15 protein-coding genes and 3 pseudogenes are annotated in these 19,497 nt (G+C 64.9%); 7 read left to right on the forward strand and 11 right to left on the reverse strand.

The window, feature by feature from the left end:
- Positions 1-147 precede the first annotated feature (147 nt).
- Positions 148-285, reverse strand: a complete 138-nt coding sequence (locus GVY39_RS30855) for a hypothetical protein (protein WP_159930508.1) — start codon at positions 283-285, stop codon at positions 148-150.
- A gap of 158 nt (positions 286-443) precedes the next feature.
- Complete coding sequence (locus tag GVY39_RS30860; RefSeq protein WP_159930507.1) at positions 444-1,157, reverse strand: hypothetical protein; 714 nt, start codon at positions 1,155-1,157, stop codon at positions 444-446.
- A 579-nt stretch (positions 1,158-1,736) separates the two neighbouring features.
- On the opposite strand from GVY39_RS30860, the gene GVY39_RS30865 reads away from it, so the two are divergent.
- From GVY39_RS30865 to GVY39_RS30875, 3 genes are all read left to right on the forward strand, one after another.
- Positions 1,737-1,892, forward strand: a complete 156-nt coding sequence (locus GVY39_RS30865) for a hypothetical protein (protein WP_159930506.1) — start codon at positions 1,737-1,739, stop codon at positions 1,890-1,892.
- A gap of 317 nt (positions 1,893-2,209) precedes the next feature.
- Positions 2,210-3,706 (forward strand): FAD-binding protein, encoded by a 1,497-nt coding sequence (locus GVY39_RS30870; RefSeq protein ID WP_159930505.1) that lies wholly within the window; start codon positions 2,210-2,212, stop codon positions 3,704-3,706.
- A 55-nt stretch (positions 3,707-3,761) separates the two neighbouring features.
- Positions 3,762-4,640, forward strand: a complete 879-nt coding sequence (locus GVY39_RS30875) for a class I SAM-dependent methyltransferase (protein ID WP_201295412.1) — start codon at positions 3,762-3,764, stop codon at positions 4,638-4,640.
- A 323-nt stretch (positions 4,641-4,963) separates the two neighbouring features.
- On the opposite strand, the pseudogene GVY39_RS34840 reads toward GVY39_RS30875, so the two are convergent.
- From GVY39_RS34840 to GVY39_RS30895, 3 genes and pseudogenes are all read right to left on the reverse strand, one after another.
- Positions 4,964-5,195: pseudogene (locus tag GVY39_RS34840) on the reverse strand (YnfA family protein); the annotation flags it as partial.
- A 406-nt stretch (positions 5,196-5,601) separates the two neighbouring features.
- Entirely contained in the window at positions 5,602-8,250 is a 2,649-nt protein-coding gene (locus tag GVY39_RS30890) for an AAA family ATPase (protein ID WP_159930502.1), read from the reverse strand.
- Between the two features lie 1,558 nt (positions 8,251-9,808).
- The gene (locus GVY39_RS30895) at positions 9,809-10,462 is read right to left on the reverse strand and encodes a TetR/AcrR family transcriptional regulator (RefSeq protein WP_159930501.1); all 654 of its coding nucleotides are present in this window, start codon (positions 10,460-10,462) and stop codon (positions 9,809-9,811) included.
- A gap of 228 nt (positions 10,463-10,690) precedes the next feature.
- Here GVY39_RS30895 and GVY39_RS30900 point away from each other — a divergent pair, with 228 nt between their 5' ends.
- The 3 genes from GVY39_RS30900 (at position 10,691) to GVY39_RS30910 (ending at position 14,455) form a co-directional block, all read left to right on the forward strand.
- On the forward strand, positions 10,691-11,818 hold the full coding sequence (locus tag GVY39_RS30900) for a DUF5938 domain-containing protein (protein WP_159930500.1): 1,128 nt from the start codon (positions 10,691-10,693) through the stop codon (positions 11,816-11,818).
- 8 nt (positions 11,819-11,826) lie between these two features.
- Entirely contained in the window at positions 11,827-13,380 is a 1,554-nt protein-coding gene (locus GVY39_RS30905) for a long-chain fatty acid--CoA ligase (protein ID WP_159930510.1), read from the forward strand.
- Positions 13,381-13,699: 319 nt separating this feature from the next.
- Positions 13,700-14,455 (forward strand): SDR family NAD(P)-dependent oxidoreductase, encoded by a 756-nt coding sequence (locus GVY39_RS30910; protein WP_159930509.1) that lies wholly within the window; start codon positions 13,700-13,702, stop codon positions 14,453-14,455.
- A gap of 786 nt (positions 14,456-15,241) precedes the next feature.
- Here GVY39_RS30910 and GVY39_RS34135 read toward each other — a convergent pair.
- Positions 15,242-15,481 carry a hypothetical protein gene (locus tag GVY39_RS34135; RefSeq protein WP_159930499.1) on the reverse strand — a complete coding sequence of 80 codons (240 nt, stop codon included), beginning with the start codon at positions 15,479-15,481 and terminating at the stop codon, positions 15,242-15,244.
- On the opposite strand from GVY39_RS34135, the pseudogene GVY39_RS30915 reads away from it, so the two are divergent.
- Positions 15,425-15,999, forward strand: a pseudogene (locus GVY39_RS30915) (transposase); the annotation flags it as partial. The gene GVY39_RS34135 and the pseudogene GVY39_RS30915 sit on opposite strands and share 57 nt — an antisense overlap.
- 57 nt (positions 16,000-16,056) lie before the next feature.
- Here GVY39_RS30915 and GVY39_RS30920 read toward each other — a convergent pair.
- The 5 genes and pseudogenes from GVY39_RS30920 to GVY39_RS30940 all read right to left on the reverse strand — a co-directional run.
- Positions 16,057-16,209, reverse strand: a pseudogene (locus GVY39_RS30920) (hypothetical protein); the annotation flags it as partial.
- Between the two features lie 3 nt (positions 16,210-16,212).
- Positions 16,213-17,289, reverse strand: a complete 1,077-nt coding sequence (locus GVY39_RS30925) for a glycosyltransferase family 9 protein (protein WP_159930498.1) — start codon at positions 17,287-17,289, stop codon at positions 16,213-16,215.
- A 76-nt stretch (positions 17,290-17,365) separates the two neighbouring features.
- Positions 17,366-17,638, reverse strand: coding sequence for a hypothetical protein (locus GVY39_RS30930; RefSeq protein ID WP_159930497.1), 273 nt, complete (start codon positions 17,636-17,638; stop codon positions 17,366-17,368).
- A 114-nt stretch (positions 17,639-17,752) separates the two neighbouring features.
- Positions 17,753-18,625, reverse strand: coding sequence for a hypothetical protein (locus GVY39_RS30935; RefSeq protein WP_370523849.1), 873 nt, complete (start codon positions 18,623-18,625; stop codon positions 17,753-17,755).
- A gap of 11 nt (positions 18,626-18,636) precedes the next feature.
- On the reverse strand, positions 18,637-19,488 hold the full coding sequence (locus GVY39_RS30940; protein WP_159930495.1) for a cytochrome P450: 852 nt from the start codon (positions 19,486-19,488) through the stop codon (positions 18,637-18,639).
- Positions 19,489-19,497: the final 9 nt, after the last annotated feature.

Below are 19,497 nucleotides of genomic sequence, written 5' to 3' on the forward strand. Positions count from 1 at the left end.
GCTACCGCCTCAAAGACCGAGACCTCGGCCGCGTCCCCGCGGCCAAAACCAACGACTGAAACCAACCAAAGGGTGGGTCAAGATTCCAGCGAACAAGCCGGGTCACGATTCGACCGACGTTGACACTCTAGTTCCAGGCGGTCTCATTCACCGGGGACAGGCCAGATCTGTCAGCGTCACCGCCCACTGGCGAAACTCGGCGCCGCGGGCGGCCCGCTCCACGATCCGCTTCTGCGCAGGTGGCCTGAAGAGGGCGGCGAGCGCCTCTATCTCCGGTTTACTCATTGACCGATAATGCCTTCTCGGCATGACGCGAGTAGCAGGCAAGTCCACCCGCACCGCTCCAAAGCGATCTTGAAGTGGGCTGGCCAACACGCCCACTTATCGGCGGTCAGGATCGGACTGGCTGTTGACCTTGATCGGCCAGACTAAGGAGGGCGGCCCTATCGGTCGCTGATAGTCGGATCGGACGCTTGGGAGGCGAGGAGCTTGTCGATCAGCTCGACTGTCGAGAGGAACCACCAGAAGACCCAGTCGAGGTAGGCCGGGTCGTAGTCGGCGCGCTGGTCGGCTCTGCGGTGGCGGATCGCGAATTTGTTGGCGATCAGGAACAGGGCGCCCTCATCGGCGCTGAGCAGTTCTTCTTTGAGTAGGGCGCGTCGCTCCTCGAGCAGGCCGGCCAATGCCACACAGGCACTGCGCTTGTCTTCCACTCCGGCACAGCGGCTGCGGAACAGGGCGATCGCGTGGGCAGTGACCGCTCGGCGTTCCGGGTCGGCTGTGGCCAGAGCGGCGTCGACCAGATCCGCGCGGGCGTTGTCGACCTCATGGACCAAGCGGCCGACATCTTCCCCGCTCTTCGCCAAGCGCAGGCCGATGCCGTTGCGTGCCAAGAGCCGGTTGACCGTCCATCTATAGGGGATCTGTGCAGGTCGTGGAGTGAACGCTGAATAGTGCCAGCCACAACCGCTGTAAGAGTGGAACCGGCGGCGCCGGGGCCGGGAGACCAGGTCGTGGAAGATCTCGACAAGGTCGAAGAAAGTGGCCTCATCCCAGGCCGCAGGACGGGGAGACCACAGGTTCTTCTTCCCGAGCCGATCTTCGATCAGAACATCGAGAACCTCATCTGGAAACGCGCCCGCGAAGTTGTCGTCCACACATGGATCTGGGGCCACCATCCCCAAATACCCGCGTTGCTGAAGGTCGTCCACCACAGTCCGCCAGTCACGCTGCGCCGAGTCGAGATCTCGCTCTAATACTGCAACGGCACTCGAGTCGGGTAGCGTGCCTGCGTGGTTGTGAATGTCGTTGCAGCGGAGTTGGATTCGTTGCACGAGAGGATCGGTTGCCGGTTCACGCGGTGAATGAAACGGACACAGGCGGGCCCGCGGCGGTAGCGGATTTGCAGCGCCTGGCGGCAGCCCCTCCTGCGGGACTTGTCCGCCGCGACGGCGTCTTCACCTGGGTCACCGGCCCCGAAGTACAGATGGGCGTGCCCAGTGTCGACGGGAATGTCCTGCTCGGCCAAATCCTGGCCTTTCTCGACGTCCCGAGCTTGGCTCTGCGACAGGCGCACCGAACGTCCGCTTCGTATTCGCGGTCGGTGAAACGGCGAGCAGGCGCCGCGGCGAACCCTCTTCTACCGAGGTCAGGATCGACCTCGAAGGAATCGATCGCGCGGGTGCACCGCTCAGCACGAGCCGCGCTGCCTCATCCACCCGGCGGGGCGGCGTCCCTTGACCGCACTCGGCGTCGCACTCGGGGTCGAACGACTGCTCAGCCTGCGCGGCGAGGTCGTGGCGCCGGGTATTCACACTCCCGAGGGCTTGCTCGACCCCGCCTACGCGATCGAGCGGATAGTCGAGATCGGCGCCAGCTTCCAATCGGTTTGAGCTACGGCAAATCGCCTCACTCCGCGGTGCATCGGGAGTCAGGGTTGTCAACAGGTGAGCGACATACGGCCATGCGTCGAGTCAGATGAGGGTGCCGCTGACGCCATCGGAGGCCTGTGCTGATACGTGTCTACTGATGTGCGCAGAATACCTACGCGCCGAGAATCGGGACGTGGTGATCGGCTACGGACGAGTCACCAGCGAAATGTACAGCGTCATGGGGCATAACAGCTGACCGCGACCTGCTACGCGCTGGTACGCGGCAGCGGGCGGTCCCGCTGATGATCCAGCGTCAGCCGCATGACAGGAGCGTCAAGATGTCCACTGAGTACGATCGGCGACGTTTCCTGTTGCGTGCGGGTGTCGGAGTGGCCGCCGCGGCCGCGGTGGTGGGATTCGATCCGGTCGGTCGGCGGTGGATCGGTACCGCGAGCGCCGAGGAAGCGATGTTCGCCGATGTTCCCGCGCTGGACGGGATGTTGGTCTTCGACGACGCCACTCGTACATCGGACTCGCTCGACCAAGGCAACATAGTCAGCCGCCGCCCGACCGCGGTGTTGCGCCCGGGATCCGTCCGTGACATCGCCACCATGATCCGGTACTGCGGGCAGTACGGCATCGAGGTCGCGGCACGGGGAGCGGCGCACACGGTGTTCGGCCAAGGTTTGGTGGCCGGGCTGCTCATCGAGATGCGAAGTCTGCGGCGCATCCACTCCATCGACGCAGACACCGCTGATGTGGACGCCGGTGTGCTGTGGCGCGAACTCACGGTCGCCGCCTTCGAGCAGGCTCGGCTGACACCGCCGGTGTTGACCGGATCGGTGGACCTCACCGTCGGCGGCACCTTGTCGGTGGGCGGGGTGGACGGCAATACGGGACATTTTCAGCGCGGCTTGCAGATCGACAACGTCCGCGAACTCGAGGTGGTGACCGGCTGCGGCGATATCGAGCGTTGCTCGACGGAGCGCAATCGCGACCTGTTCGAGGCCATGCTCGGCGGGCTCGGCCAATGCGGCGTCATCACCCGCGCCACGGTGGATCTGGTGCCCGTTCAGCCCATGGTCCGGGTCTACCGCATCCACTACACCGACAGCGGACGATTCTTCGCCGACCTGCGCACACTGCTGCACCGCGGCGAGCTCGACGGAATGTACAACCTGTGGATGCCCCCCGGCACCTCGGTGCTGTACGAACTCAACGCATTCGCCCACTTCGACCCGTCGCAGCCACCCGACGACCGGTACCTGCTGCGTGGTCTGGGTGTCGAGGCAGCGACACCGCTGACCCTCGATCTTCCGTACGTGGCGGCGATACAGTTCGTCGACGATGTCCTCATCGCGCCGCTGAAGGCGACACTGAACTGGGACCGGCTCGTCAAGCCCTGGTTCGATGTCTGGCTGCCCGATGAGACGGTCGAACAGTTCGTCACCGATGTCGTACCGACATTGGGTCTCGACGATATCGGTGTCGGCGGGTTCTTCCTGCTCATCCCGCAGCGGCGATCGGCAATGACCAGACCCTTCTACCGCGTCCCGAACCAGAGTTCCAGTGACTGGATCTACCTGTTCGACTTGCTGTCGGCGTCCATGACACCGGGGCCGGATCCCGCATTCGCAACCGCCAAGCTCGCCCGCAACAGACGCCTCTACGACAAGGCCGTTGCAGCCGGTGGCACACGATATCCGATCAGCGCCATCGAATTCACCATCGACGACTGGAAGAATCATTACGGTGACACCTGGCCCCGTTTTGTGTCACTAAAACACCGATACGACCCACACAATATCCTCGCACCGGGTGTCGGGATCTTCTGAGCTGCGCAGCAGTCGCGGCACATCACGGACCGACCGGGCAGATACACACAACTGGATGAAAGTCAGGGAGCGCCACCGACTTATGGACAACTCTGCGGTTCCGAGCCGCACAGCACTCATGGCCGCCGCCGCCCGCGCGGCTCATCTCCTTGTCGACAAAGAGCCGTTCATATTTCGTGATACGTTCGCCTACACATTGCTGGGATCGCAGGCCGAAGAATTGATCGGCGTTCACCGAGCGATCGACAGTCCCATTCTGGCGACGGCACGGACGATCGCGGCGACCCGCGGTCGTTATACCGAGGATGCGCTGGCACGTTCCGAGCTCCGGCAATACGTCGTCCTGGGGGCGGGGTTGGACTCCTATGCCGTCCGGTGTGGTGAATCGGATCTGCGCATTTATGAAGTCGATCATTCGGCGACCCAGTCATGGAAGCGAAAGACTCTGGAGGCGGCCGGTATTCCGCTTCCCGAAGGACTGACGTTCATCTCCGCCGATCTGGCGTCGGGATCCCTGCTGGACCGGTTGGGTGCGGCCGGTTTCGATTCGTCGTGTCCGGCGTTCGTCAGCTGGCTCGGCGTGACCGTGTACCTACCGTACGCCGCGATCGTAGACACCGTGGCTGCGATCGGGCAGTTCGCTGCCGGGAGTGAGGTAGTTGTCGAGCACATGCTCCCCGCCGACATGTGCGATACCCCGGGCCGTGAATTCGCGGAGGTAGGTGCCGCGGTGGCATCGGCAAATCTCGAATCATGGCAGACCTTCCTCAGCGCGACTGAGATGGCCACGCTATTGCAGGAGTATGGCTTCGACATCGTTCGACAGTCATATCAACGGGAGATGATCGAGCCTGGCTTGTGGATCCGTTCCGATTCATTGCGCCCGGTCAGGTCGACCGCGATCAGTCATGCCCGGTTGCCTGTCCACCCATAGGCAGGACTATTTGCCCCTGCACCTTCCAGCTGTCGGTTCATCCGTCGGCCAAGCGGCGGGGAGGCGTCGCGAACGGCGCGGCTGCGAACGGATGCCCCAGGGGGCTGCCACGACACTCGCCGAATCGTTGCGTGCGACAGCCGTTGGTCACTTCGGCTGGTGCGCTGCGAAAACAAGGTCATCGCAGTGGCGAAATCCGGCGCCTCGCGTGCCGTATGTCATGCAGTCCGCTGCGCGGACCGGTATCACGACCCTGACACCGCCCAGGTTATCGACGCCGGGGGCAGAACAGGGCTGGTCGGCTCGATGCCGTACGGCCATGCCCCAGCCCAGCGAGCCCGCGACGAACACGCCACCGTAGGCGGCGAGGATGCGGCCGAAGTGGGCGGCGGGTTGCACTGTGGCGACGAATCCGTAGAGCCCGAGGGCAACGACACCAGCGCCGATCCAGGCCCAGCCGCGATGTTCGCGAACACCGTGCCACACCAGCCGAGCGCCGCCGCTCTCCGCGGCGGCGGCCAGGGCGAACAACAGGATCGAACGCAGCACGGTCATGTCCACCGAGCCTACGAACCCGGGCTCAGGGTGCGGCGGCGCAGCCGCTAGGTTCACCCCAGTTCTCGCCGGTATCCGGATGCCACGGCCGGGTCCGGGTCGGCCATGGACGAGGCCGCGGCGGGTGCTGGCCGACAAGGGCTGTTCGACTCACGCGATCCGCGAGCACCGTCGAGGCGCGGTATCACCGCCCGATCCCCGAACGCAGCGATCAGCAGGCCCACCGTCGTCGCCGGGCAGTGCTGGTGGTCGCCCACCGACGTTCGATCCGACCGCATTCCGGCGCCGCAACGTGGTCGAACGCTGCTTCAACCGGCTCGAGCAGTATCGGGCCATCGCGACCCGATACGACAAGACCGCGATCGCCTACCGAGGCATGCTCGACCTGGTGGCTTGAGGACGAGCCCTAGCCGCGTCTGGGGCGAGCCGTGGTCGGCTCGGTGCCGGTCGGGACCTGTTGTCGGCGGGGTTGTCGGGGTGATGGTTTCTGCTCGGTCTGGCGTGTTCGTCGGGTGGTTTCGACTCGGACCTGGTCGATGACATCGCGGGGGACGTGTTCGATGATGTCCTCGCGTGAGGTGATGGCCAGCTTGTGGAGGATCGATGCGATCTGGGCGTCGATGGTCCTCAAGGACTTACCGCGGCGGGCGGCGATGGCGGCGTTGGTCCACCCGGCCGCGGCCAGGATGGCGACCTGTTGTTCGGCGGGGGTCAGCTCGGGCCAGAGCGAACTGATGGTCTTCCCTGGTGGCGTGGTGATGGTCAGGGTGCCCATGGCGAGTCGTTGCACCTCGTTGTGTTCGGGCCGCAGACGGCTGCCGCGGGTCTCGGCTGCAGTAAAAGCCTCGGTGCCGAGCACCTGACGGGAGACGGCAATGGCCTTGGCGGACTTCTCGGCAAAAGGCTGGAGCTGGTTGATATCCAGGCGGAGTTTGGCTTCTAGGGTTGTGGCTCCGCCCACCAAATGGGCGATTTCGGTGGCCAGGGCGACCAGCGTGTCATGATGGGTGTTTTCGACAGTGCTCGAGTCGGTGATGATGCGCGCCAACGACCAGGTTCGAACCTGCACCAGCAGCCATCCGCCCCACTGATCACCGGCAGTGAGTTGATATGCCAGCGAGGCCTGTTCCAGGTCTAGCGCTTCGACAGGGTCGCCATGTCGGGTCGAGGTGATCGCCCGGACGAGTTCGGCCCACGACTTTTCCCACAACGATCCCGACACACTCGCGTAGTCACAGTAGCGTTGGGTGATCTCCAGGGCCTGCTGCGCTGTCCCCAACAGACCCGCGGCCATCGCGGCGAACAGTTCGCTCAGCGACGCGGTGCCGCGGTCGCCGAGAGTATGGAACTTGTCCCGGGCTCGGGTGAAGACGGTGATGGCGCGGGCGTCGCCGCGGGCGAGCATTAGCTCCATCCCCCACGCGAACTCAACGGGAGCAAGCAGCCCGATATCGGTCTCGGCGGTCTGCCGCCAATTCGCTCTGGTGTTCGGGTCGGGGACGCAGGCGGCGACACAGTCCTCGAGAACCCGCTCGGCATCCTCATGGTTGCCTTGAACGACGGCGAGCCATACGAGAGCGGTCATGGCCCCGATCTGGAGACCAACTGGCTGCGGGGTCGACGCCCGGGTGGCGTCGAGACAGCGTTGAGTCCAGCGGCGCACTTCCCCCACCGAGCCGCTGATGAACGGCACACGTAAGGAGATCAGGCCGAGGCAAATCTCCAACCCGGTACCGGCCTGACCGGGGGTGGTGAGGCTGGTTTCGATCGCGGTCACAGTATTGGCCCAGGTCGTGCGCGCCCAATCCAATAGTTCCTGCCCCTCGGGGTCGGACCAGTTGGCTGCGGCGTAGGCGATTTTGTCGTGGTAGTAGCGCAGGTGCCGCTCGGCCAACCGGACGGGTTCGTCCACCCCGGCGCTGCTGCGGTGTCGCAGCCGCTGCTGCGCGAACACCCGCAGGCTCTCTACCAGGGAATACCGCGCCGTAGTGGCTGTTGTGTGCATCGACACCAGCGACTGGTCGACCAGTCGTTCGAGCAGGCCCTCGATCTCTTGCCCGACCAGACTTACCGCGGTGTTGCTGTTCTCGTCGTCGCAGCAGATGCTTTCGATGGCCTCCAGATCTGCACCCACATCCAGAGCGGTGCCGGTGGTGTCTTCGGGGTTGGTGTCATAGCCGGCGGCGAAGACCGACATGCGGTCGAACAGCAGCTGTTCGGTGTCGCTGCATAACCCATAGGACCAGGCAATGACGTCGACGACCCCACGATGCCTGAGGTCGACCCCGACCCGGAAACCGTGCGACCAGCGCAGGCGGGTGTCGTCGGCTCGACCGGTGAGCCCGTGCAGGATCATGGCCAGGGGCTGATGGCGCAATCGTGCGGCCGCCAACTGGATGTAGAGGGGGTAGTTGTGGATATGGCGGCAGATCTCAGCGGCGACGGCGATCTGGTCATTATCTGTGATCGGGCGCTCGACCAATTCGGAGCGCTGCCGGAACAGGGCCACGGCCTGTCGGTGAGTCAGCGGCGGCACCTGTATCAGGTATTCGTCGATCCAGCCGATCGGTTCGCGACTGGTCGCCACCACGGTCAACTCCGGTACGGTGTCGAGCAGGTCGGCGATTAGGGACGCGACGCCGGTGTGCACGTGTTCGCAGTTGTCGAGCACCAGCACGGTGGGTGCAGTGTGACCGGTGGTGTCGGTGCGGGTGAGAGTGTCGACCAGGGCCTCCCATGCCGATCGCCCGGAGAAATCGGCCTCGATCACCGCGTGGGCGACCTCTTCTACGATCGCGGTGGTGTCGGAACCCTTGGCCAGCCGTGCCAACCGCACCCAAAACATCCGGGTTTTCCTGGCGGCGGCTTTACCGTAGCGGTGAACGGCTTCGGCGGCCAGACGGGTTTTCCCGATACCGCCCCCGCCGGTAAGGGTGATCAACCGGGCAGGCCCCCGCAGCAGGGTGCTGATTTTTTCCAGCTCATGGTCTCGGCCGACAAAACCGGGGCCGGGCGCGGCCAAGTTACCTGCGCCGTCCCGACGCCTGGTCTGCATACCGTAGAATCATATTGCTCACGCGGATGCTGTGTCCTGCGGAGCGGTCCCGGCCAACCCCACAACGCAGCTACCCTCATGTACCTCTACGGCTGGTACAACAACCGGCGCATCCAGAAGAAGCTGGGTTGGCGATCACGGGACGAGTTCGAGGCCAGCTACCATCAACGGCTTCCAGCCGGAACCAGATAATTCGCTCTCCGGCGAGGCGGGTGCCTCTTTGCCAAGTCGAGGACAGGGCCGATGCCGTCGGTGCGCAGGTGGAACGAACTCGGTGAACGCTTCGACGAGTCGGGTTCGTCCGGTGGCTCGAGGATGCAATTCGTTGTGCGCGTTGCGCTTCCGCTCGGCTGGTTCGGCAGTGAACGCGTCACTGCCGAACTCGGTGCCGATCGTGCCCGGCTTATTCGGCTGAGCCGACGTCACCGCTGCTCATCGAGCGGCCGTGCCGCCACCGCCCGACAGGCTGCTGATCGCGCAGACCAGCGCCACGAACGGGTCGGTGATACCACCACAGGTCCTCAGCGCGCTGAGTGTCCGCGCGGGTGGCAGTCATCATGTAGCGGTAGACGCGGTCGTGGTGCTGGCGGTAAAGCGCTTCGAACGGTGCCCGTCCGGTCGGCTTGGCGCGGCGAAACCTCATATCACCCGCATCTGTGTGGCCGGCGGCAATACCCCCGCACCCGTGCACGGGCGCCGACCGGCGGAAACCTCGATGATGCAGGCCGACACCGACATCCCGCTGCGAGCCAGGTACACGACACGGCTGCCGTCTGCGGCTTCCCGCAGAATCATCCGTGTCTCCACGAGGCGTTGATAGCGGCGCACACAGCCGACGATGCTCAGCCAGACCCCGCAAAGCACCACACACAGCGCACCCCATAGCGGGCCGGCGGTCCACAGCACGTGGACCCAGGAAAGCGTCATACAAAGCAAACGGGCCACCACCGGAAAGGTAAATATCCCCAGCTCAGGGTGTATCGCAGGCTCGCCGCCGCCATATGTCCCCGACCATCGACATACTAGAATCCATCCCCCACGGCATGCCTGCAACCGTCACCATTCGTATCTGTCGCGTGTCGGTCATGACCGGCGGGGGAGGACCCCGCCGGGCGGGGCCGAGATCGGGCAGATCCGTATCGACGGAGACACCCCGAAGCCTCACCGGCTCGAGAGGGACACCGCGCAGCCCCTGGGGCGGCCCACCATCCAATATGCGTCGTCACCGGCCTGGAGCGGACCCGTGACGGTAAGAATCGTAGAGTCCCGCCGGTCCAGTACGGGTGACACCGCCGTGCATGCGCGTCGGAAAGTGGCGCGACAGCGTGTTCCTCGAACGCCGCAGCCCAGTGTGCTGACGGGTCGATCGTCCGCGGCTGCAGGGGGATACGGACTGTCTGAGGCCGTAGTCGTCGGCCAGTGGCGGATGGGTGTGTCGCACCACCCGGTCCGCGTCCGCGGCGTGATGATCATGCGGCACCGGCCTGCCTCGGACGAACTGCGTGATCTTTGTGTTCGCCGCGTGATCGGTCGGCGCCGAGATGTGCGCGCCAGCTGACTACCGTGCCGGTCGTGGCTGCGCGGGCGTGGCGTCGAGCATGGTGAATATCGCTTCCAGCTGGGTGCGGGCGGCGTCGATTCCGGCGGAGTCTCCCGCGAAGTGGTGCAGCAGCGCACGGTGGAAGACCCCGTCGAGCAGCACGTACGCGGCGGCTCGATCGAAACTGGGAGAGGTTCCGCGTAGCTGGCAGTAACGCGTGACCACCCGCCAGATCATCTCTTCCCGCCGCACCTCGATGTCGAGGACATCGCTGCGAAACGACTCATCGAACAGAACCTGGTTGCGCAGGTCGTACCAGAGCCGGTGAATCTGCGCGTCGGCCACCAGCGTGCCGAAATAGGTGGCGGCGAAAGCGTTGCGCAGCTCATCGGCGTCCATCGACGCCTCGACGACCTCGTCGTAGCGGGTCACACACACGGCTTCGAACAGCCGGACAGCGTGGGTGATCAGATCGAGCTTGCCGGAGAAGTAGTAGTGCAGGACGCCGTGTGAGTACTCGGAATTCTGCGCGATCTCCCGCAGGCTGGTACGCGCGTATCCCAGTTCGGCCAGCGTGTGCAAGGTGGCCTGCGCGAGCTCGGTGCGCTTGGTCTGGAACTTGTCCCGGGCGCGTTCTTCCACACGTGCACGGGCGTCAACGACTTGTGTCACGTGTCGAGTTCCTCTCCGGTGCATCCTGCGGTTCTTTCCGAGTGTAGACGGCCATCACGACCCAACTTTTGGACGACTGTCAAAAGAATTCTTGACAGTCGTCAAGACGCGACTCTAGTGTGGCGTGCAGCACATCGCGACGCGGCTGTGAGTCGCATCTCGGCGGTGCTTGTTCCAGCTGATCCGCTGCCGGGCGTGGCGGGCAGTCCCCACGAAAGGAATCTCTGCATGGCAACCGACAAGCGCGTCGTCGTCTACGGCGCTTCGGGCTATACCGGTCGACTGATCTGCGAATATCTGCGCGAGTACAACATTCCGTTCGTGGCCGCCGGGCGTGACTACCGTCGGCTGAAGAGCGTGGTCGATGCGGTTCCGGGCATCGATACTGTCGAGCACGACATCGTTGAGGTCGAGCACTCCGAATCCGCGCTTGCGGAAGCGTTCAAGGGTGCGGCCGTGGTGCTGAACACGGTCGGTCCGTTCGCGCGCTGGGGCCATCCGGTGGTTGAGGCGTGTCTGGCCATCGGCGCTCACTACATCGACACCAACGGCGAGCAGAACTGGATGATCGATGCCGAGCAACGCTATGGGGCCGACTTCGCGGCACAGGGCCTGGTCCTGACCCCGGGGTTGGCGCAGATGTACAGCATCGGTGAGATCGCAGCGAACATCTGCCTGGAGACACCGGGCCTGGACACGCTGGATATCCAGGTGTTCTGGAAGGGCCACCCGACGGTCGCCTCGACCAACACGATCTTGACCAATGCCGCGTTCGCCAAGTCGTACTACCTGGAACAGAACGAGTACATGGAGTGGCCAGCAGACGAGGGCCTGTACCAGGTCGTGGTGCCCGGTCAGCATGAGCTGGGGCTGGCGTTGCCGTGGGGCGGCACCTCACATCCGGTGTGGTTCAAGAACGACCCGCGGGTGGCGAACGCGCGAGCGTTGGGTGGTGTGATCAACCGCCCGTTGATGCTGGGCGTGCCGCAGTTGGTGGCGGCGGCGCTGGAACAGATGGAGGGCAAGCCGGAGGCGGAGAAGTATCAGATCATCGACACGATCTCCGCGTCGATCCGTAGCGAGACCCCGCCGCGGGAAAATCCCCGGATCAACACCTCCCTGGATTCGGTTTACGCCTCGGGTCCGCTGGGGCGGGTCCACTGTGTGATCCACGGCAACTGCAACTACAAGCAGACCGCGCTGCTCAACGCCTACGGTGCGGCCCACTTGCTGAAGGCGCCGCCGCGGGCGGTCGGGTTCGCCTCGAGCTGCCAGGCCTTCGGGCATCGAGAGCTGCTGGGCGTGCTACGTGCCTTCGGTCTCGTGCTCGACCCGATCGTCACCGCTCATAGCTGAGGCCGATGATGCGACTTTCGGACTATCTGGACAAAGGGGTCTCACTCGGGCGCGACGCGCCCTGCCTGACGGCCGGCGGCGTTACCCGCACCTACGGCGAGGTTGTCGACCAAACTGTCGCGATCGCCAGCGCTCTGCAGCACACCGGAATCGAGGCAGGCGACCGGGTCGCGGTCCTCTCGGCTAACGACCCGATAGCCTTGAACTGCGTGTTCGGCATCTCCCGGGCCGGAGCGGTGTGGTGCCCGGTCAATCCTCGCAACGAGGCCGAGGAGAACCGTCAGCTGTGCGAACTTTTCGGCTGCCGTTTCTTGTTCTTCCAATACGCGTTCGCCGACCTGGTTATCCGAATCCGCGACCAACTGCCGCGGCTGCAGTGGCTGGTATGCCTCGACGGCGAGGTCGAGGGCGCGGTGAGCTTGCAGGACTGGCTGTCGGACCATCGCGGCGATCTCGTTCCCGACCGCCGACCTGCCGATAGGCTGTGCATGCTCGCAGGCACCGGCGGGACCACGGGTCGCCCCAAGGGTGTGCGGTTGACCGAGGACAACATGATGACCTCGACCGCTCTGGCCTTGATGAGTTATCCCTTCGGTCACCGGCCGCGCTATCTGGCATTGGCTCCGCTGACGCATTCGGCAGGGGTTCTGACCTTCCCGATCCTCAGTCTGGGCGGGGAGATCGTCATCATGCCTGCCCCCGACATCGGACAGTTCCTCCGCCTGATCGAGCGCCACCGCATCACGCACGCGTTCTTGCCGCCCACCGTGATCTATGGGGTGCTCGACCACCCGGACCTCGACACCACCGATCTGTCGTCCTTGCGTTGCCTGTGGTACGGGGCCGCGCCGATGTCACCGACCCGGCTCCATGAAGCGTTGACGCGGATCGGGCCGGTTCTCGGGCAGTTGTTCGGTCAGACCGAGGCGCCGAACATGATCGCCACACTGGCTCCGGCCGATCACTTCCGTCCCGACGGGTCGATCGCGACAGAGCGCCTCACGTCGGCCGGCCGCCCGACACCGTTGACGACGGTAGCGATCATGGACGGCAACGGAACCCTGCTCGAGCCGGGGGAACGCGGCGAAATCGTGGTTCGCGGACCGCTGGTGATGGACGGTTACCATGACAACCCCGATGCCTCCGCCGAGGTGAGCGCCCACGGCTGGCACCACACAGGCGACATCGGATACCTCGACGAGGACAATTACCTCTACATCGTCGATCGCGCCAAGGATTTGATCATCACCGGTGGATTCAACGTGTACTCCGCCGAGGTCGAACAAGCGCTACTGGCTCATCCCGCGGTCAAGGAAAGCGCCGTCATCGGCCTCCCCGATGCGAAGTGGGGCGAGCGTGTCACCGCCGTGGTCCAATTGCGGCAGGGCCGAACGGTTTCCACCGAAGAGTTGATCTCGTTCGTCAAGGCCAGGATCGGCAGCGTGAAAGCTCCCAAGCAAGTCGAAATCTGGGACGATCTTCCCCGATCCAAGGTGGGCAAGATCTTGAAGAGTGAGGTGCGTAGCGCCATGCGCACAGAAGTACTGAGCGCGACAGACTGACACCATCGCCTCTCACCCGAACGGCTTCGCACGCCGACGGCGTTGCCGCATCGGGAATAGACCGCGGCGTAGGCGTATTCCGGTCTCGCAATGGGCCGTACGAACCGGCCACCACGACCTCTACGCCGATCGATGAGAATGCGAGACGGTCGGGATCATTCCCGGTAAGCCGCCACCACCGCGGCGATGGTTCATGAATCGCGCGGTGCATACGGGCCCGCGTCGGCGGACGATCGCCGTAACCACCGTGTGCGCGCCGGGATCGCAGAGATACCGGATCTGTCGGCAACAACATCCCAACGGAAAGGAACGAAAGAAAATGGCTGAGTTGAAAGACAAGCGAGTGTTCGTCACCGGATCCGGTGCCGGAATCGGCAAAGCGATCGCCGCTCTGTTCGCCGAGCGCGGCGCTCGTGTGGTGATCAGTGACATCGACGAAGGGTCCGCGGCCCAGGCCGCCGCACAGATCGGGGCCGCCGGGATCGCCAACTGCGACGTCACCGTCGAGAGCCAGGTGCAGACCGCGATCGCTCGGACTGTCGAGATCCTCGGAGGTCTTGATGTCTTGATAAATAACGCCGGAATCGAAATCTCCTCGCCACTGCTGCAACAGTCGACCGACAGCTTCGATCGCATCTTCGCCGTCAACGTTCGCGGCCCCTTCCTAGTGATGAAAGCCGCTATCGCGCCGCTCATCGCGTCGAAAGGTAATATCGTCAACATCTCTTCCATCGCCGGCATCGGCGGCAGTCCCCTGCTCGGCTCTTACTGCGCTACCAAGGCCGCGCTCATCCAGCTCACCCGCGTCGCGGCGGTGGAAATGCGGTCATCCGGCGTACGCGTCAACGCCGTCTGCCCAGGCTTCGCCGACACTGAAATGGTCGACCGGCTGATCCCGGATTTCGAAGCCGCGACCCACATGCCCTTCAGCGATCTCGTCGCTGCCAAACAAGGCCGACTCGGCACGCCCGAGGACATCGCCGAACTCACTGCCTTCCTGGCTTCCGACCGAGCATCCTGGATCACCGGCTCCCACTACGTGCTCGACGGAGGCCTCACAGCGTCGTTGGTCTGAGCGTACTCACGCGGGCTGACTGGTGCCGAGCGGGAGGCAGAACTGCAGCGAGAGTTGCGGCCGGTGTAGTCGCAACTCACGGTCAGCACGACGAATCTTCACTGTCATCGGACCGGCGTCGTCCCACATGCATTGCGCGCCGCGTTTCGTCGGATGCATCTTCACCCGAATGGCGTCGAGTTCGACTGCATGCTGATCGCCGAACCGACAACGATCAAGTCATCGAATTACGCGCCGAGACGCTGAAGCCCGCAGCGCCGCCGAGCCGACATGCTGTCCGGCGTGTGGTGCGCGGCTCTCTCGTGGCGTGCTCGGTGATGTCGGTGACCCACAATTGGTTCGGCCGTGATCGGGTGAACGCCCGGTTGACCAGGTCACCGGCGGTCGGAGTCTGATGCGTGGACGGGCCCGCTGGTTCTCCTGCCGCAGGGTCAGCGAATCGTGGACGGCCGCATCGCACATCGACATACTGCCGGGAACGGCTCGCTCACGGAGCTCGAGTTCGCAGCTCTCCAGAATGGATAGTGCGAGCAGATCCGCCATGACACCAGCGGCGGCGTGCTCACATCTTCATTGCAGCACGGCACGCTGGGTTTTTCGGATAGCTACTCTGCTCATGACACGCCGTCACCGACAGGCCAGCCCTCGGCTGCGCTGCGGCCCGGGTTTGTGTACCTCGCTGGTGTCGCATACATTCGTCTTGTTAGTAGCCGAGCGAACGCTCAGGTAGGATACCCCTGATCACGGCCCCTGGACCGGTTTGTCTGGTTCAGGGGCCGTGATTGGTTATCGCCGCCAATAGTTGATCATCGGTATAGGCGTGGTCGCCGACGAGGGAACCAAGTCGATCTGGGCCATCAACGGTAGTTCCGCGACGATCTCGGCGTTCATGGGCTGCTGCTTGCGTGCGGCATTGGTCTCACGGAGGTGGCCGTGCACGTGAATGCTTATGCCCGGCGGTTCGCTGGCCTGGGCGGCGCCGACTACGTCGATCTGTGGTGCGACGGGATCCACCTGAAAGTGCATCTCGAGCAGGAGAACTGTGCCTGCTGGTGATGATCGGCGTTCGTGCCGACGGCCGCGAAGACCTGGTCGCGCTCACCGACGGTTTCCGTGAATCGCGCGAGTCATGCGCGGATTTGCTGTGCGACTGCCGTCATCGTGGCATGCGGGCACCGGTGCTCGCCGTCGGCGACGGGGCGCTCGGGTTCTGGAAAGCGGTCCGGGAGGTCTTGCCCGACACTCGCGCGCAGTGCTGCTGGTTCCACAAGCAGGCCGATGTCCTTGCCGCGACGTGGAAGTCAGCGCATCCGGGTGCGACCGCGGCGATGGAGGAGATCTGCAACGCCGAGGAAATCGACCATGCGTAAGCCGCGATCAAGGCGTTCGGCATCGACTACGGCAAGAATTATCCGAAAGCTGTCGCGAAGATCGTCGATGACACCGATGTGTTGCTCGCCGCCGGGCCGGCGATGGCCTACAAGCTGATCGAGGCCGCTCGAACCCGCTGGCGAGCGGTCGATGCACCGTACCTGGTTGCCCTCGGCCACGGCGACTTCGTCGATGTCGCCCCACCGGAGCCCGGCCTGCTGAAGGCACCACGCGGCCGCGGATGCGGCGCTGCGCGAATCGCGGTGATGTTTGATCCGGGAGAATCGCTCCTCTTCGGCGAACGCGACGGGTTGCCCGTCGGCGACGAGGCAGGCGGAAGCGTCGTGGTGATAGGGACCGCCCAGCCCGAGCACGTACCCCATTGCTCAGCCCTCCGCGCCTGTGTTGGCGGGCACCGCGGTGAGCGAGTCGCGGACCGCGGCGTGCACGGCGGCGACGGGGATGGTGTCCATGCAGCCACCGACCCCGCCGCAGGCGACCTGGTGCGCGCATGGTGAACACGGCAGGCTCGCCCGCAGCGCGGTGACGGTGTCGGCGTGCTTGGGGATGACCTCCGCGCCGTTGCTCGGGCCCAGCAACACCACCACCGGCAGGTCGTAGGCGAGGGCGAGATGGAAGCCGAGAGAATCGCCGGTGACCATCGCGTCGCAGAAGTCCGGGACCGCGGCGAACTCTTTCAGCGGCATCGCGTCGTGGCGCACCCGGCCCTCACCGGTGTCCAACTGGCGCAGCAGTTTGTGGCAGACGTGCGCGTCGTCGGGTCCGCCGGTGATGATCAGGCGGTTGCCGTCGTCGAGCAGCCGTTGCCCGAGTTCGCTCCAATACCGAGCCGGCCACAGCTTCGTGGTCTTGGAGCCGCCGAGGTTCAAGCACACCCAACCGCCGCCTGTGCCCAGCCGCGCCGCGAGGCGGGCCCGCGCATCCTCCGGGATCACCAACTGGTACGGCTCGCCCGCGTACTGGTATCCAGCGACCTCGAAATACAGCTCGGTCCAGGTCTTTTCGTTGCCGCGGGTGCGGAAGTTGTTCCAGGTGTTCATGGCGAAGAAGTGGCGCGCCGCCTGCCCGATCGGGTAGAGGCAGTTGTGGTCGCCGCCGTAGGCCAGGCCGGCGCGGTGCTCAGCGCTGATACGGGGGATGAGCCCGGCGGCGGCGGGATTGCGTTCGAAGCAGTAGACCGCGTCGTAGTGTTCGGCGAGCAGCGTGCAGGCGCCGTCGGCGTCCCAGATCAGGACGCGGTCGACGTGCGGGATCATCGTCACGATCGGCGCGGACTCGGCGCCGACGAGCCAGGTGATATGCGCGCCGGGATGCTCGGCTTTGATCCGCGCTGGGAGCGGTGAGGCGAGGAGCATGTCGCCCATGCGTTTGAGCATCACGATCAGGATCCGGTGGGTGATCGGATCGTAGAGCAGCCGGGGCAGGGCCGCCAGTGGCGGCACGGCAGCCCACCGACGAAATGGCGGCAGTCCGGCTTCCAGTCGAATCCGTCGATCTCCAGTGTGATGTCGGCGGTGGTCATGGGGTCCTCGCTTCCGGCTGCCGAACATTTGGCATCAGATGCGCGAGTTCCTCGGCTGCGTGTTGGTCTTCGTTGGTGAGGTAGCGGGCGCGCAAGGCTGCGACCGCGTGGGCGACCGATTCGGGTGGGTCACGATGGATGACTGCGCAGGCCATGAGCACGGCGAGTTCGTCGGCGCCCGCACTGTCGAGACCGGCGAACGTCAGCTCTTGCACCCCCAGCCGCAATCCCGGCGCGCTCAGGTAGGGAATGCTGATGGCGTTGACCACGATCCCGGCCTCATACAGCAGCCGGGAGGCGGTTTCGGCACGACAGATTCGGTCGATGTCGACCCATACCTGATGCGATTGGGTGTAGCCGCGTTCGGCCGCGCAGATGGTGAATCATTGCTCAGTCAGGGCGGTGGCGAGGCGGCGTGCGTTGGCGACGACCGCGGCGGCGTAGTCGCGGGCATGGTCGGTCATCCATGCCACCGAGAACGCCAGCGCCGCGGGGTCGGCCAGGTGGCTGTGTGATATCCACCCGGCGGCATGATCGTCGATCCGGTCCGCCACCCCCGCATCGTTGGTCGCCACGATCCCTTTGCCGGTCGGGCCGGGCCAGGTTTTGTGGACGCTGCCGCCGACGCTGTCGGCTCCCTCGGTGAGAGGGTCTTGGAACACCCCACCGGCGATCAGCCCCAGAGTGTGGGAGCCGTCGTAGTGGATCTTCACCGGATCCCCGACCGCGTCACGGATTCCCTTGATGTCGTGAGGGAACAGTGTCATGAACGAATCCAGGTAGATCAGAACCGGTCCGGTGATGCAGCGCGCCTGCCGCGCCAGCGCGGCCACGTCGACACACCAGCTGGTCGGGTCGAACGGCAGAGGTTGCCAATGCAGGCCGAACCGGCGTGCGACGAATGCGGTGGAACCGTGCCCGCCGTCGGATTCGGCCAAGCTGAACACCGTGCCCGTTGATTCGGCCAGCGCGGAGATCGCGACGGTCATCGCCGACAGCCCGGAGATCGGCTTCACGTTGACATATCGCGCGCCGAGCAACGCACCTATACCGCGTGCGGCCGCTGATTCGAGTTCGGCGAGGTCGCCGCGACCTGGCCAACCCCAGTTCTCCTCGCCAGCACCACCGAAGCAGTATCGGATGCCGGCTTCGGTCAGGTAGGGCGCCCACGCGGGTTCGGGCATCTGATCTTCGCTGGCGATCAGGTGCAGTCGTTGTGAGCTTGCGGCCTGAAACCTGAGCAGACGCATAGCCATTTCTTCGACGTTCACCGGCGCACCGCCTCGATGCGGGCCTGCACCGAGCCCGCCGGGGCGCGCACCGGCTGAAACCGCGCGATCTGCGGTCGCTGACCCGCAACCAGGTCGATCCGGTGCCCGGCCAGCACTACCGCGGCCAAGAGCAAAGTCACCGCTTCGGCCAGCCCGCGGCCGGCACACGCATGCGCTCCCCGCCCGAAGGCCAGCAGGCCCGCGGCGCTGCGCGCCCCCTCGGGCCCACAGAACCGCTGCGGGCGAAACGCCTCGAACGCCGTGCCGGTGATGCGGGTGTTGACCAGGGTTTCGCGTACCAGCCGGTCCGCCGACTGCAACCTGATGCCGACCTCCAGCTGAACGTCGCCGAGTGCGTCGAGGAAAGGCAGGAGCGTTTCCGCGGTCACGAACTGCGGCAGGCTCTCCACGACCAGGCGGCGCACACCGGTCGCAGCGACTTCTCCGGCAATGTCGAGCTGCACATCCAATGGCACTTCACGGCGGGCGAAAAACGAGCCGTCGTTGTAGAGGGCGAGCATGTCGTATTCCGGCTCGTCGCTGGTGCGCGCCAGCAGCGAAGCCACCTGCTCACGCAAGCCATCGGCGTTGCCGCCGCGGCCGAAGTTGTTGAAATTGGTGAACGGGCACATGGTGCAGGTCGGCACCGAACATCCGCCCGACATGAGGATCGCCTTCTTGCGGCTGTGGGTGGCGCCGTCGGCGTCGCGGACGGTGTCGTAGCCGACAAATCGCGGCGACGGTGCGTGTTCGACCGGTGCGACTTGCCGAAGCGACTGCGACAACCTCGTGATCCGATGCCGTAGCGCGGACTCACCGTCGAGAACGCCGATTGCGTTGATAGACATAGCATTTTC

The sequence above is a fragment of the Nocardia sp. CY15 genome (genome assembly GCF_009829295.1).
In the GTDB taxonomy this organism is placed as follows: domain Bacteria; phylum Actinomycetota; class Actinomycetes; order Mycobacteriales; family Mycobacteriaceae; genus Nocardia; species Nocardia sputi.

Coding starts and splice junctions, on each gene's coding strand:
- GVY39_RS30875 (WP_201295412.1), top strand. CDS start 3,762: ATGAAAGTCAGGGAGCGCCACCGACTTATGGACAACTCTGCGGTTCCG.
- GVY39_RS30935 (WP_370523849.1), bottom strand. CDS start 18,625: ATGGCTATGCGTCTGCTCAGGTTTCAGGCCGCAAGCTCACAACGACTG.
- GVY39_RS30910 (WP_159930509.1), top strand. CDS start 13,700: ATGGCTGAGTTGAAAGACAAGCGAGTGTTCGTCACCGGATCCGGTGCC.
- GVY39_RS30855 (WP_159930508.1), bottom strand. CDS start 285: ATGAGTAAACCGGAGATAGAGGCGCTCGCCGCCCTCTTCAGGCCACCT.
- GVY39_RS30900 (WP_159930500.1), top strand. CDS start 10,691: ATGGCAACCGACAAGCGCGTCGTCGTCTACGGCGCTTCGGGCTATACC.
- GVY39_RS30905 (WP_159930510.1), top strand. CDS start 11,827: ATGCGACTTTCGGACTATCTGGACAAAGGGGTCTCACTCGGGCGCGAC.
- GVY39_RS30940 (WP_159930495.1), bottom strand. CDS start 19,488: ATGTCTATCAACGCAATCGGCGTTCTCGACGGTGAGTCCGCGCTACGG.
- GVY39_RS30890 (WP_159930502.1), bottom strand. CDS start 8,250: ATGCAGACCAGGCGTCGGGACGGCGCAGGTAACTTGGCCGCGCCCGGC.
- GVY39_RS30870 (WP_159930505.1), top strand. CDS start 2,210: ATGTCCACTGAGTACGATCGGCGACGTTTCCTGTTGCGTGCGGGTGTC.
- GVY39_RS34135 (WP_159930499.1), bottom strand. CDS start 15,481: ATGCACTTTCAGGTGGATCCCGTCGCACCACAGATCGACGTAGTCGGC.